This is a genomic window from Gelidimonas denitrificans (assembly GCF_055694065.1).
On the sequence record NZ_CM146350.1, the window covers coordinates 1051194 to 1065127 of the forward strand.

A 13934-nucleotide genomic window follows, 5' to 3' on the forward strand; every position below is an offset into this window, starting at 1 on the left:
ACCTTGACGCTCAGGATTTCGGCGCAGCCGCAGCCGGCGCACGCAGGTTGGATTGTTCGAGTATGTGCTGCGCGGTGCGCAGCGCCACGGCCAGCCCGGTCAGGGTCGAATTGCAGGTGCCCGCGGTGGGCAGCACACCGGTGCTGGCGATGAACAGGTTGTCGTGGTCGTGTGTCCGTCCGTAGCCATCGACCACCGAGGTGTTCGGATCGGTGCCCATGCTCATGGTGCCGCAGATGTGCTGATTGTTGGCGAAACTGCCTTCCTTGCTGTAGCGCAGGTTGCTGCTGCCCATCAGTTCGGCAATCCGCGCGAAATCGGCTTTGGATGTCTCCGCGCCCTTGCGCGTGTAGTCGTCGATCGCGTAGTGCGCCTGCGGTTTTCGGATGCCCATCGCATCTTTCTGGTCACTGAGCGTGATGCGGTTTTCCGGGTTGGGCAAGACTTCCAGCACGTTCTTGACGTTGAACTCGTGGGCGGCGCTATGGCGCAGGCGCTGCTCCAGTTCGATGCCGTACACGCCCTGGTCGATTAACGATTGCGTGCTGCCGGCCACCCGCGAGCTGTTGGTGAAATCCAGGCGGTACGGCGCATGTTCGCTGCGGAACGGGCCGTCGCGCAAGGTATTGATCGAGTTCGGACTTTGCGGCCCGCGTCCCAGCCAGAGTTCTTCCTCGACGTCAAATGTCAATGAGGTGCTCGGATGATCCATCAGGTTGCGCCCCACCATGTCGGAACTGTTGGCCAGGCCTTTCGGATACTTGTCGCTGGCCGACAGCAACAACAGGCGCGGGCTTTCGATGCCGTTGGCCGCGAGAATGAAGCTCCTGGCCGTGACACGATGCGATAGCTTGTCGGGGTCGTAATAATGGACGGCGGCAATCCGGCCCTGGGCATCATGCTCGATCCGGTACACATTGGCGTTCGGAATCAGCCTGGCGCCGGCGGCTTCGGCGTCGGCGGCCGCAATACCGCCGTGGTATTGGGCATCGATCGGGCAAATCGGCTGGCAACTATTGTTGCCGCAGCAGGCCGGCCGGCCGCCGTAGGTGCGGCTATTGCGTGCGGTGGTGTTGCCGACCACCTGGTAGGCCGGTGCCAGCCGTTCGCGCAAGCGCTGCATCGCATACGGTTCGGCCACCGGTTCCATTGGAAACGGTTGGCTGCGCGGTGAGCCGGTGTTGGGTGCGCCCGACACGCCCATGATCTGTTCGCCTTCCTGGTAATACGGGTCGAGTTCTTCGTAAGTGAGTGGCCAGTCCACGCCGACCCCGTACAGGCTGCGTATGCGCAGGTCGTTCGGCAGCATGCGCCATGCCTGCGCGGCCCAATGCCAGGTAGTGCCGCCGACCTGCCGGATGTACTCGGCCGGATACGGATACGGCCCGGCCTGCACCAGATAGCCATTGTCCTTGGGCTGGTATACCGGATACGGCGCCCAGGGCGACGGCGGATACGGCGACATCCAGTCGCTCTTGCGGGTGGAATTGCGGAAGCGGGCCACGATTACGTCGCGCGTGATGCGCGGCCCGGCTTCCAGGATGATGACCGATGCGCCGTGTTGCAGCAATTTGCGCGCGATGAGCGAACCAATGATTCCGGAACCGATGACCACGAAGTCGGCCGACAATTGTTCGGACATGGTGCGCTCCTCAGAGTGGTTTTCTGGCCCAGCTGCCGTACACGCCGTAGGCGTAGGTCGGCGGCTTCAGCTTGTCTGCGACGATGACCGCGTTGAGCGCGGTTTCATACGCCAGACAGCGTGCCTGCTCGCCGCTGCCGACGATGCCCATGAACCAGGCGGTGACGATCTTGCGCGGCAGCGCGGCCAGCGGCGAATGCTCGGCGTCCAGTATCTGCTGCAATTGCAACAGATCGATCTTGCGCGCGTTGAGCAGCGCCAGCAGCGCCCTGGTGGCCGCAGGAAAGCCAGGATCGTCGGCGCTGAGGGCGTCGTACAGGCGCGTGGCCTGCACCGTATCGAGCGATTGGCGACCTGCCAGCAGCGCGGAAACCGCCAGGAATGCGCCGTGGTCGAGGTCGGCCGCCGGTTGCGCCAGCGCCCACGGAATCAGTGAAACGGTGTAAGTGGACAACAGCCCGGCCGACAGCAAACCCGCCAGCAATGTGCGCCGCGCAGGATTGGGCGAGCCGGCGCTCCCTGTTGTTTTCTCTGGAATTTCCTCTGGATAATCCATGGCAAGTGTCCATCTCAACAAATACTCAAAAGGAATGGTGCGCACCGATCATCGGGATCGTCCGATTGTTGACGCCGCTCAGGGTTGCTTGACTGAAAAGGCGTCCATTACACGCGCTGAGTACACCAGCGCCGCTCCGGCATTGACCGCGATGGCGACGCCCAGCGCTTCGGCGATTTCTTCCCGGCTGGCGCGGTGCTTGGCGGTGGCGTCGGTATGCGTCGTGATGCAGCCGTCGCAGCGGAGCGTGACCGCTACCGCGAGCGCGATCAGTTCGTGCGGATTGGGGCCGGTATCTTCGCCGCCATGCTGTAGCGGCTCATCGGTCAACAGCCGGAGCGGCCCGATGTCGATGATGTGCTGCAGCTTGCCCTGGCCCTTGTGGACAGTGATATCCATCACGATCTCCCTGGGTTGCGCGATTATTTCCTGCTCTTGTCGTCGATGCTCGGCGAGCCGGCGCCATATTTGACAAACATCAGAAAGCCGCCGGCCATCGCCAGGTTCTTCAGGAAGTTATTCATCTGATTTGGATCGGCAAAATTCGTATGCGCTACCAAGGCTGTTCCCACGCTGAACAGTGCCAGAATCGCCGCCACCCAGCGGGTCTTGAAGCCGAACAGCAAAGCCAGGCCGCCGCCCAGTTCGATCAGGATTACCAGCGGCGTCAGCACAGCCGGCATTGGCAGGCCGATCGACGCAAAGTATCCGACGGTGCCGCTGTAGCCCATCAGTTTGCCGAGGCCCGCGATGATGAAAATTTGCGACATCAGCAGTCGTGCTGCGATCGTAAGCACCTTGTCCATGATGACCCCTCTGTTATTGGCAAAACGGAAACAAATCATTGATCAGATTAGCCCCGTTGCGTGCCTCCGCTTTGTTTTGCAACAATAAATACAATGCTGCCGTTGCGCACCTGTGCGCGAAAAATGCGAAAAACACGAGCCTGCCCCGCAATGCGGCGGTTTTCTTGCATATATGGAGTATGTTTATTTTTATGGCATATACCGCATATAGCTATTGCGGATGTAAAACATACTCCAGCAATAATCAATCATGTTTCAACCATATTTTTTCGTGTATTTCGTGCGGTCGCGGCATAAGGAATGCCGAGTGCCGCGACATCCGTGCGGCAAGACGGGCGAAGGGCGCAAACCCGGGGGAGTTGTGACTGGACTGGTGCAGGACGGCATCGTCCATGTGTTGCGGACGGCGCGCGATCCTGGTCGCAAGATCGCGGCCGCTGATGGGGAGTTGCTGCAGCGGCGCTGAATCATCCGGCCGCCGCCATCCTGCATTTGGGGAAATGCCGATGGCTGTGAATGCTGGCTGTGAATCCTATTCACGGCGCAATTTTTAGTCCGCGTTGATTCCCATTACATGCGAGAAGCCGCCATCGACATAAGTGATTTCGCCGGTGACGCCAGCCGCCAGATCCGACAGCAGGAAAGCGGCGACATTGCCAACATCTTCAATCGTTATGTTGCGGCGCAGCGGAGCATGTTCGGCGACAAAACCGAGCAATTTGCCGAAATCCTTGATGCCGCTGGCAGCCAGGGTTTTGATCGGGCCGGCAGAGATGCCGTTGACGCGAATGCCTTTTTTGCCGACCGATTCCGCCAGGTAGCGCACGCTGGCTTCCAGCGAAGCCTTGGCCAGACCCATCGTGTTGTAGTGCGGAATGGCGCGTACCGAGCCGAGGTAAGACAGCGTCAGCAATGCCGAATTGGCGCGCAGCATCGGCAATGCCGCTTTGGCCAGCGCCGGGAAACTGTAAGCCGAAATATCATGCGCAATCGCGAACGCTTCACGCGTGAAGCCATCGAGGAAGTCGCCGGCAATCGATTCGCGCGGTGCGAAGCCGATCGCATGCACCAGGCCGTCGAGATGCTGCCAGGATTGGCCCAGATCGGCGAACAGTGCATTGATTTGATCGTCGCGGCTGACGTCGCAATCGTAAATCAGTGTGCTGTCGAATTCCTTGGCGAAATCGACGGTGCGTTCCTTGAAGCGTTCGCCGACATAGGTGAATGCCAGTTCGGCGCCTTCGCGTTTGCATGCTTTTGCGATACCGTACGCGATGGAGCGGTTTGACAACAAACCGGTGATCAGAATTTTTTTGCCTTGCAAGAATGCCATGTATGTCTCCAGGTGCTACCGCAGGATAGAAGCGGCTTTCAGCGCCAAACTGGCGGGAAGCTGCAAATATATATTCGAATAGGGTTATTTCTTCGGTGTGCCCGAGTTTTTTATAAATAGCTCGGGATTGTAGGTTGTCGTCGACGGGACGGCAACTGTTCTCGCGATACTTTCTTGCGATACAGTCCGGTGCGAAGTATAAATGTTCGCGTTCGTGCCGGGTGCCTTTCGGTAAAATGGCGTAAAAAAGAGGGAGTTGTGATGCACGATATGCACTTTGGTTCCCGGCACCTGTTCTGGTGCGCCGGATGAAAAAAATTCTGAATGCCTTAGTGCTGTGCGCCAGTTGCCTGCTCGGCACTCATGCCTTGGCCGCGCCTGCTTTCTCGCTCTATGACACGCCGCGCTATGCAGCCGGTTTCACCCATTTCGACTACGTCAATCCGGCCGCGCCGAAGGGCGGCGAGCTGTTCCTGGCCAATCCCGACCGCCGCACCAGTTTCGACAAGTTCAATCCTTTTTCGATGAAAGGCGTCGCCGCTGCCGGCGTCTCGACCCTGATGTTCGAGACCCTGACGGTGGGTTCCAGCGATGAAATTGCGACCATGTACGGCCTGCTGGCCGACGACATGGAATTGGCGCCGGACCGGATGTCGATGACGTTCCGGCTCAATCCATTGGCCCGCTTCAATAATGGCGATCCGGTGCTGGCAGTCGATGTCAAACACTCATATGACATGCTGGTGACCAAGGGCGCGCCGCAATTCAAGTCGGTGTTTGCCGATGTCAAGCAATGCGTGGTGACCGGCGAGCGCAGCGTGCGTTTCGATTTCAAGACGCTGAACCATGAATTGCCGCTGATCGTCGGCAGCGTGCCGGTGTTTTCGCGCAAGTGGGGCGCGAAAACCGAATTCGACCGGATTCAGCTGGAGCCTCCGATCGCCTCCGGCCCGTATCTGATCGATAAATTTGATATTGGCCGCGCCATCAGCTTCCGGCGCAATCCGTCGTATTGGGGTACGAACGTGCCGTCGCGCAAGGGCATGTTCAATTTCAACCGGATCAATTATCGTTTTTATCAGGACGATGTGGCGCGACTGGAAGCGTTCAAGGCCGGCGAGTTCGATGTCGTGGTCGAATACAGCGCGAAGAACTGGGCGCGCAGCTATAAGGGGCCGAAATTCACCAGCGGCGAGATCGTCAAGCGTGCCTTGACGCATTCCAACGGCGCTGGCATGCAGGGCTTCGTGATGAACTTGCGGCGGCCGCAGTTTCAGGATATTCGGGTGCGCCGCGCACTGGCGCTGGCGCTGGATTTCGAATGGATGAACCGGCAACTGTTTTACAGCCAATACACGCGCATTTATTCGTTCTTTAATAATAGCGAGATGGCCGCGACCGGTTTGCCGTCGGAGGACGAGCTGAAGCTGTTGCAACCGTTGCGCGCCAAGCTCGACCCGGCGGTGTTCGGCCCGGCTCCGCTGCCGCCCAGCACCAACCCGCCGGCGTCGCTGCGCGCCAATCTGCTGCAAGCCAAGGCTTTGCTACAACAAGCCGGTTGGAATTACCGCGACGGCGCGCTGCGCAATGCCAAGGGCGAACCGTTCGAGTTCGAAATTCTGGACGACCAATCGGCGCTGTCGCGCGTCATCAGCGTGTATGTGCGCAATTTGCAAAAGCTGGGTTTTCAGGTCAAGCAGCGCACTGCCGATTTTGCGCTGGTGCAAAAACGCATGGAGGAATTCGATTTCGACATGACCAGCACCCGGTTCCCGGATGTCACCAGCCCGGGCAATGAAATGTTTGACATGTTCGGCTCCAAAGCGGCCGATCAGCCGGGTTCGAACAATGCCTGGGGACTGAAAGATGCTGCGGTTGATCGCTTAGTGGAGTTGTTGGTTGCGGCAAAAACGCGGCGCGATTTGGTGGCAGCGGCGCGAGCCTTGGACCGGGTTTTGCTGCACAAGCATATCGTCGTCACGCACTGGTTTTCATCCACCCATCGTGTCGCTTACCGCAATCGTTTCGGCATTCCCGCCAAGATGCCGCTGTATTACCAGGCCGATCCGTATGTGATTTCGAGTTGGTGGGAAGAAAAACCTAGATGACAATTAAAACCTGATGTTGCGCAGGATGCAAAGACAGGAGAATTCTTGTCCACGAAAGACACGAAAAGCACGAAAGAATGCATCGCAGCCACTTTTCGACTGCAGCTAAGAAGGTTTGTTCGTGTCTTTCGTGGATTGAATTTTTTATCTGTAATATCAGTAAAAACTATGGAGTATGGTTAAAAATAGTGCATATTCCGCATACTTTATATACGGAATATAAAAATACAATTGGTAGTATATTAGTAGTATTCATGCGACACGAATCGGAATGAGACAACGATGAATCTGTGGGCTTACATAGCGAAACGCCTGTTGCTGATGCTGCCGACCTTGATCGGCGTGGTCAGCATCACCTTTGCGGTGATCCAGTTCGTGCCCGGCGGTCCGGTTGAGCAAGCGTTGCTGGAACTCAAGGGGCGCGGCGCGGCGGGCGAGGCATCCGGCGGCGGCGCGGCACAATATCGTGGCCGGCAAGGGATCGATGCCGAGCGGGTGGCGGAGATCAAGGCGCTGTATGGTTTCGACAAGCCAGCGCCGGAGCGTTTCTGGAAAATGCTCAAAGGCTTTGCCACCTTCGATCTGGGCCAGAGTTTTTACCATCACAAGGATGTCTGGGAATTGGTTAAATCCAAGCTGCCGGTGTCGATCACGCTGGGATTGTGGACTTTCTTCCTGACCTATTTCGTCTCGCTGCCGCTGGGGATTGCGAAGGCGATCCGCGAAGGCAGCCGTTTCGATGTGTTGTCGAGCATGCTGGTGTTGATCGGCTATTCGATTCCGGGCTTTGTGCTGGGCGTGTTCCTGCTGGTGATGTTCGGCGGCGGCAGTTTCGTGCAGTGGTTTCCTTTGCGCGGTTTGACCTCGGATAACTGGGAATCCTTGTCGTTGCTGGGCAAAGTGCTCGATTATCTGTGGCACATCACGCTGCCGGTGACGGCTTCCGTGGCCGGTTCTTTTGCGGTCATGACGATGCTGACCAAGAACACTTTTCTGGAAGAAATCCGCAAGCAATATGTGCTGACCGCGCGCGCCAAGGGTTTGAGCGAAAACACGGTGCTGTACAAACATGTGTTTCGCAATGCGCTGATTCCGCTGGTGACCGGCTTTCCGGCGGCATTTATCGGCGCTTTCTTTGCCGGCAGCTTGCTGATCGAAACCCTGTTTTCGCTCGACGGTCTGGGTTTGCTGTCGTATGAATCGGTGGTGCGACGCGATTATCCGGTGGTGATGGGCACGCTGTATCTGTTTACCCTGATCGGCCTGGTGGTCAAATTGTTGGGCGACCTGTGTTACGTCTGGGCCGACCCGCGGGTGCAGTTTGAAAGTCTGAACAAATGACAACTTCTTCCGCTTCCATATCACCGGGACGCCGCATCTGGCTGCGTTTCAAGCAAAACCGCCGCGGTTACTGGAGCCTGATCCTGTTTTCCGTTTTATTTGGACTCAGCCTGATGGGCGAATTGTTGTCCAACGATAAGCCGCTGGTGGCGCGTTACAACGGCGAACTGGTGTTTCCGGTGCTGATAACCTATTCGGAAAAAACCTTCGGCGGCGATTTTGATTCGCAGGCAGATTATCTCGATCCCTTCATCCGCGAGCAGTTCAGCAAAAATGGCAACTGGGCGATTTACCCGCCGAACACGTACAGTTTCGACACCCTGAATTATTTTGCCAAGTCGCCCAATCCAGCGCCGCCATCCAGCGAAAACTGGCTCGGTACCGACGACCGCGGCCGCGATGTGAGCGCCCGCCTGCTGTACGGTTTTCGGGTATCGGTGCTGTTTGCGCTGGCGCTGACTTTTACCGGCGTGCTGCTAGGCATGATCACCGGCGCGGTGCAGGGCTATTTTGCCGGCAAGACCGATTTGCTTTTTCAACGCTTCATGGAAATCTGGAGTTCGATGCCGGAACTGTACTTGCTGATTATCTTTTCTTCGATTTTCGAACCCAGCATTGGCCTGTTGTTGATATTGCTGTCGCTATTCGGCTGGATGGGTTTGTCGGACTATGTGCGCGCCGATTTTCTGCGCAACCGCAATCTCGAATACGTGCAGGCGGCGCGTGCGCTGGGCTTGTCGCATGGGCAAATTATCTGGCACCATGTGTTGCCAAATAGCCTCACGCCGGTGGTTACCTTTTTGCCGTTTCGCATGAGCGGCGCAATTCTGGCGCTGACCAGTCTGGATTTTCTCGGACTGGGCGTGCCACCATCCACGCCTAGCCTGGGCGAATTGCTTGCCCAGGGCAAAAACAATCTGGATGCCTGGTGGATCGCGCTGTCGACGTTCGCGGTGCTGACTATCACCCTGCTGCTGCTGACCAATATCGGCGACGCCTTGCGCAATGCGCTGGATGTACGGAGGAAGGCATGAGCTTGCTGGAGATACACAACTTGAGCGTGGCCTTTGGTTCGGCCACCGTGGTCAATGACGTCAGCTTCTCGATTGCTGCCGGCGAAAAGCTGGCGATTGTCGGCGAATCCGGTTCCGGCAAGACCGTCACCGCCTTGTCGCTGTTGCGGCTGAATCAGGATGCGCGTTATGACGGGCGCATCCTGTTCGAGGGACAGGACATCCTGAGCCGCTCGGAAGCTGCGATGCGTGCTGTGCGCGGCAAGGACGTGGCGATGATCTTTCAGGAACCGATGACGGCCTTGAATCCGCTCTTCACCATTGGCAACCAGATCGCCGAAGTCCTGATGCAGCATGAAGGCATCAGCACCAAGGCGGCGGCGCTGCGCACCGTCGAATTGCTGGACAAAACCGGGATTCCGGAGCCGGCGCGGCGGGCTTTGTCGTATCCGCACCAACTCTCCGGCGGCCAGCGCCAGCGCGCGATGATCGCGATGGCGCTGGCCTGCAAGCCCAAGCTGCTGATCGCCGACGAGCCGACTACCGCGCTGGACGTGACGATCCAGGTGCAAATTCTGGAGTTGTTGAATCAATTGCAGCGCGAAGAAAACATGGCGGTGCTGATGATCTCGCACGACCTGAATCTGGTGCGCCATTTTGCCGACCGGGTGGGCGTGATGGAGCAGGGCCGTCTGGTTGAAATCGCGCCGACGGCAGAATTGTTTGCCCATCCGCGCCAAGCCTACACGCGCCAATTGCTGGCTAGTCGTCCGCAACGGCAGGTTAATCCGGTGGCGACCGACGCACCGGTATTGCTGGCTGCGCAACAGTTAAGTTGCACCTTCCAGATCAAGCAGGGCTGGTTCAAAAAATCGCAATTTGTCGCCGTCGATGACGTCACGTTAACGCTGCAACAAGGCGAAACGCTGGGCATCGTCGGCGAATCCGGCTCCGGAAAATCGACGCTGGGGATGGCCTTGCTGCGGCTGTCTTCGGCCAGCGTCGAGGGCCGGATTCAGTTTGACGACCAACCGGTGAGCGCGATGTCGAGCGCCGCGATCCGGCCCTTGCGCGCCAAGATGCAGGTGGTGTTCCAGGACCCGTTCGCCTCGCTGTCGCCGCGCCGCACTATTGAGCAAATCGTCGGCGAAGGGCTGGCGCTGCACCAGCCGCAATTGGACGCCGCCGGGCTGCGCGCCGCGGTGGTCAGCGGCTTGCTCGAAGTCGGCCTGAGCGCCGACATGCTGTCGCGCTATCCGCATGAATTTTCCGGCGGCCAGCGCCAGCGCATCGCGATTGCCCGCGTGCTGGTGCTGAAGCCGGCGCTGATCCTGCTGGACGAGCCGACTTCATCGCTGGACGTTTCGGTGCAGCAGCAGGTTTTGCTGTTGCTGGCGGAATTGCAGCGCAAATACGGCATGGCATATTTGTTAATCAGCCACGATCTGGCCGTGATCCGCGCGATGGCGCACCGAGTGATGGTGCTGAAGGACGGCAAGGTGCTGGAAGCCGGCCTGACCGAAACGGTCATGTCGCAGCCGAGCCATCCCTACACGCAACGGTTGCTGGCGGCTTCGGCGTATGCGCTGGAGGGGCAAAGCGCGAAGGCGGGTTTGGAGCGCGGCCCAGCGAAAGAAGAATGATTGCAGGCGTCGGATGGGTGAAACCCATCATTTGCGTTGATAGCGATTGAAAAGCGATGGGTTTCACCCATCCTACTAAAAAACAGGGAGTATAGTAAATAATAGGCTTATTCACGCTTATATTATTGCGGATGCTAAAAATACAGTATTAAGTATAATTAATAGAACGGAAACTGATCGGCTGCCCGCCAAGGAGATGCAAGATGAAAAAATCCCATGTTCATATAATTTCCAGGCCGCTCGGTGCGCTGGCCGCTGCGCTGATTCTGGCATCCTGCAGCACAGTCCAGACTACCCAGGGCGGCGCTGTCGGCGTTGGCCGCGCGCAAAGAATGTCAGTGTCGGAGCAGCAGGTAGAACAAGCGGCGCGCCAGCAATATGCGGAAGTGCTGGAGGATGCGAGGAAGAAGGGCACGCTGAACCGGGATGCCGCGCAAATAAGCCGGATTCGCAGCATTGCCAATCGCCTGATTGCGCAGACTGGCGTATTCCGTCCTGACGCGCGCAACTGGCAATGGGAAGAAAACCTGATCACCGCGCCCGAAGTCAACGCCTGGTGTATGCCCGGGGGCAAGATTGCGGTGTACACCGGCCTGATTGAAAAATTGCGCATCAGCGACGACGAACTGGCTGCGGTGCTCGGCCATGAAATCGCCCACTCGTTGCGCGAACATGCGCGCGAGCGGGCTTCGCAGCAGGTGGGAACCGATCTGGCCTCGGCCGGCGCAGAAATACTCGGGTCCATTTACGGCATCGGAGGGCTGGGCAAGGTCGCCAGCACCGGCTTGCAGCTCGGCATCGGCTTGCCGAATTCGCGCTTGCATGAGACCGAGGCCGACCGCATCGGCGTTGAACTGGCCGCCCGCGCCGGTTTCGACCCGCGCGCTGCAATCAGCCTGTGGCAAAAAATGGCGCAAGTGAGCAATGGTTCGTCGCCGGAGTTCCTGTCGACGCACCCTTCGCGCGAAAGCCGCATCAGCGATTTGACCGAATATGCGCAACGCGTGATGCCGCAGTTCGAGCAGGCCAGGAAAAAACGTTGATGCCGCTGATGCCGTGCGCGCTGGATATGGGGGCGTGGGAGGTGCGCGCGATCTCGCCCGGTAAATTTGCTGCGCCCGTATTCGACTTCGAACTGCGTACAAATATGCCATAATCCAAAGCTAATTCATGCATTTGCACGCATATTTACACCAAAATTTATACCGAAATTTACACTAAGCAGCTTAAAACATGGCCAAGACGCTCTATGACAAACTTTGGGATTCGCACGTTGTACATGCCGGCGAAGATGGCACCACGATACTGTATATCGACCGGCATCTACTGCACGAAGTCACCAGCCCGCAGGCTTTCGAAGGGTTGAAACTGGCCGGGCGCAAGCCGTGGCGGGTTGCTGCCAATCTGATGGTGGCGGACCACAATGTGCCCACTACCGACCGCATCCACGGCATTGCCGATCCAACTTCACGGCTGCAAGTCGAAACGCTGGATGCGAACGCCGCTGAATTCGGCCTGACCTATTTCAACATGCGCGACAAGCGCCAGGGCATCGTCCATGTGATCGGGCCGGAGCAGGGCGCAACGCTACCCGGCATGACGGTTGTTTGCGGCGATTCGCACACCTCGACCCACGGTGCGTTCGGCTGCCTGGCGCACGGCATCGGCACTTCCGAAGTCGAACACGTGCTGGCGACGCAGACCTTGCTGGCGAAAAAATCCAAGGCGATGCTGGTGCAGGTGGACGGCGCACTGCCGTTCGGCGTCACCGCCAAGGATATCGTGCTGGCCATCATCGGCAAGATCGGTACCGCCGGCGGCACCGGTTACGCGATTGAATTCGCCGGCTCGACCATCCGCAGCCTGTCGATGGAAGGCCGCATGACTGTCTGCAACATGGCAATCGAAGCCGGTGCCCGCGCCGGCATGATCGGCGTCGATGAAACCACGATCAATTATGTCAAGGGACGGCCGTTGTCCCCGGTCGGCCCGCACTGGGACCGCGCAGTGGACTATTGGCGCACCCTGCATACGGATGCAGGCGCCCGGTTCGACCTGGTGGTGACCCTGAATGCAACTGAAGTCAAGCCGCAAGTAACCTGGGGCACTTCGCCCGAGATGGTGGTCTCGATCGAGGATCGGGTGCCGGACCCGGATCAGGAAAAAGACGCAGTCAAGCGCGATGCAATGGAAAAAGCCCTGGCTTACATGGCTTTGAAGCCGAATACCGCGATCTCCGACATCCGCATCGACAAGGTTTTCATCGGTTCTTGCACCAATTCGCGCATTGAGGATTTACGTGCCGCCGCTGCAGTGGTGCGCGGCAAGTATCGGGCCTCGAATGTGCGGCTGGCGATGGTGGTGCCAGGCTCCGGCCTGGTGAAAGATCAGGCCGAGCGTGAGGGACTGGACAAGATTTTCCGGGATGCCGGTTTTGAATGGCGCGATCCGGGTTGTTCGATGTGCCTTGCCATGAATGCCGATCGACTGGAGCCGGGCGAGCGCTGTGCTTCGACCTCGAACCGCAATTTCGAAGGACGCCAGGGGCAGGGCGGTCGCACCCATCTGGTGTCGCCCGAAATGGCCGCTGCCGCTGGTATCGCCGGACATTTCGTCGATGTGCGGCTGTTCCGTTAAACCACTTATCACTAAAAAATCAATATGAAAAAACTATTCGCCCTGAGCTGCATCGTTTTCATCCTGAGCGCCTGCAACACCATGGAAGGGTTTGGCAAGGATGTCCAAAAAGTAGGCACCAAGGTTGAGGGTGCGGCGAGGAAATAAAGCAAATATTATGGAAAAATTTACCGTACTCGATGGCTTGGTAGCACCGCTGGATCGTGCGAATGTGGATACCGATGCCATCATCCCGAAGCAGTTCCTGAAATCCATCAAGCGCTCCGGTTTTGGGCCGAACTTGTTTGACGAATGGCGCTATCTCGACCATGGCGAGCCCGGGCAGGATAATACCCGGCGTCCGCTCAATCCCGATTTCGTCTTGAATCAGCCGCGTTATCAGGGCGCTGCCATCCTTTTGACGCGCAAGAATTTTGGCTGTGGCTCATCGCGCGAACATGCGCCATGGGCGCTGGAGCAATACGGTTTCCGGGCCGTGATTGCGCCCAGCTTCGCCGATATTTTCTTCAATAACTGTTACAAGAATGGCTTGCTGCCGATTGCGCTGACCGAGTCGCAGGTAGATCACCTGTTTAATGAAGTCAAGGCGTTTCCGGGTTTCCGGCTTGTGATCGATCTGGAAAAACAGTTGGTGACGACCGCCAATGGCAGCGTAGCGTATCCATTCGATATCGATACATTCAGGAAGTATTGCATGCTCAACGGGCTGGATGACATCGGGCTGACATTGCGTCAGTCTGACCTGATTCACGCTTTCGAAGAACGCCATATTGCCTCCCAACCTTGGCTGGCCAATACTATTTGATGCTTGCATCTTGACCGACTAATTAGTCGGTCAATCATTTAGTCATTTAA

General features: G+C 57.9%; 14 protein-coding genes. 9 read left to right on the forward strand and 5 right to left on the reverse strand.

Annotation, left to right across the window (positions count from 1 at the left end; translation table 11 throughout):
• Positions 1-10: 10 nt before the first annotated feature.
• The 4 genes from FKCLFG_RS04920 to FKCLFG_RS04935 form a co-directional block, all read right to left on the reverse strand.
• Complete coding sequence (locus FKCLFG_RS04920) at positions 11-1642, reverse strand: GMC family oxidoreductase (RefSeq protein ID WP_472615112.1); 1632 nt, start codon at positions 1640-1642, stop codon at positions 11-13.
• A gap of 10 nt (positions 1643-1652) precedes the next feature.
• A complete protein-coding gene (locus FKCLFG_RS04925; RefSeq protein ID WP_472615113.1) occupies positions 1653-2198 on the reverse strand; it encodes a sugar dehydrogenase complex small subunit in 546 nt (181 codons plus the stop codon).
• Between the two features lie 78 nt (positions 2199-2276).
• Positions 2277-2597 (reverse strand): carboxymuconolactone decarboxylase family protein, encoded by a 321-nt coding sequence (locus tag FKCLFG_RS04930; RefSeq protein WP_472615114.1) that lies wholly within the window; start codon positions 2595-2597, stop codon positions 2277-2279.
• 23 nt (positions 2598-2620) lie between these two features.
• Positions 2621-3004 carry a DoxX family protein gene (locus FKCLFG_RS04935; protein WP_472615115.1) on the reverse strand — a complete coding sequence of 128 codons (384 nt, stop codon included), beginning with the start codon at positions 3002-3004 and terminating at the stop codon, positions 2621-2623.
• Between the two features lie 307 nt (positions 3005-3311).
• Between FKCLFG_RS04935 and FKCLFG_RS04940 the strand changes: the two genes are divergently transcribed.
• The gene (locus FKCLFG_RS04940) at positions 3312-3470 is read left to right on the forward strand and encodes a hypothetical protein (protein ID WP_472615116.1); all 159 of its coding nucleotides are present in this window, start codon (positions 3312-3314) and stop codon (positions 3468-3470) included.
• A gap of 84 nt (positions 3471-3554) precedes the next feature.
• On the opposite strand, the gene fabI is transcribed toward FKCLFG_RS04940, so the two are convergent.
• A complete protein-coding gene (gene fabI / locus FKCLFG_RS04945) occupies positions 3555-4337 on the reverse strand; it encodes an enoyl-ACP reductase FabI (protein ID WP_472615117.1) in 783 nt (260 codons plus the stop codon).
• Positions 4338-4645: 308 nt separating this feature from the next.
• Here fabI and FKCLFG_RS04950 point away from each other — a divergent pair, with 308 nt between their 5' ends.
• The 8 genes from FKCLFG_RS04950 to leuD all read left to right on the forward strand — a co-directional run bounded on the left by FKCLFG_RS04950 (position 4646) and on the right by leuD (position 13884).
• A complete protein-coding gene (locus FKCLFG_RS04950) occupies positions 4646-6445 on the forward strand; it encodes an extracellular solute-binding protein (protein ID WP_472615118.1) in 1800 nt (599 codons plus the stop codon).
• A 282-nt stretch (positions 6446-6727) separates the two neighbouring features.
• Positions 6728-7786 carry a microcin C ABC transporter permease YejB gene (locus FKCLFG_RS04955; RefSeq protein WP_472615119.1) on the forward strand — a complete coding sequence of 353 codons (1059 nt, stop codon included), beginning with the start codon at positions 6728-6730 and terminating at the stop codon, positions 7784-7786.
• Complete coding sequence (locus FKCLFG_RS04960) at positions 7783-8820, forward strand: ABC transporter permease (protein WP_472615120.1); 1038 nt, start codon at positions 7783-7785, stop codon at positions 8818-8820. The genes FKCLFG_RS04955 and FKCLFG_RS04960 overlap by 4 nt, the downstream gene beginning before the upstream one ends.
• Positions 8817-10442: an ABC transporter ATP-binding protein gene (locus FKCLFG_RS04965; protein ID WP_472615121.1), complete on the forward strand. Its 1626-nt coding sequence runs from the start codon at positions 8817-8819 to the stop codon at positions 10440-10442. The genes FKCLFG_RS04960 and FKCLFG_RS04965 overlap by 4 nt, the downstream gene beginning before the upstream one ends.
• Positions 10443-10645: 203 nt before the next feature.
• Positions 10646-11485: a M48 family metallopeptidase gene (locus FKCLFG_RS04970; protein WP_472615122.1), complete on the forward strand. Its 840-nt coding sequence runs from the start codon at positions 10646-10648 to the stop codon at positions 11483-11485.
• A gap of 190 nt (positions 11486-11675) precedes the next feature.
• Positions 11676-13079: a 3-isopropylmalate dehydratase large subunit gene (gene leuC / locus FKCLFG_RS04975; RefSeq protein WP_472615123.1), complete on the forward strand. Its 1404-nt coding sequence runs from the start codon at positions 11676-11678 to the stop codon at positions 13077-13079.
• 24 nt (positions 13080-13103) lie between these two features.
• On the forward strand, positions 13104-13226 hold the full coding sequence (locus FKCLFG_RS04980; RefSeq protein WP_472615124.1) for an entericidin A/B family lipoprotein: 123 nt from the start codon (positions 13104-13106) through the stop codon (positions 13224-13226).
• Between the two features lie 10 nt (positions 13227-13236).
• Positions 13237-13884 carry a 3-isopropylmalate dehydratase small subunit gene (leuD, locus tag FKCLFG_RS04985; protein WP_472615125.1) on the forward strand — a complete coding sequence of 216 codons (648 nt, stop codon included), beginning with the start codon at positions 13237-13239 and terminating at the stop codon, positions 13882-13884.
• Positions 13885-13934 lie beyond the last annotated feature (50 nt).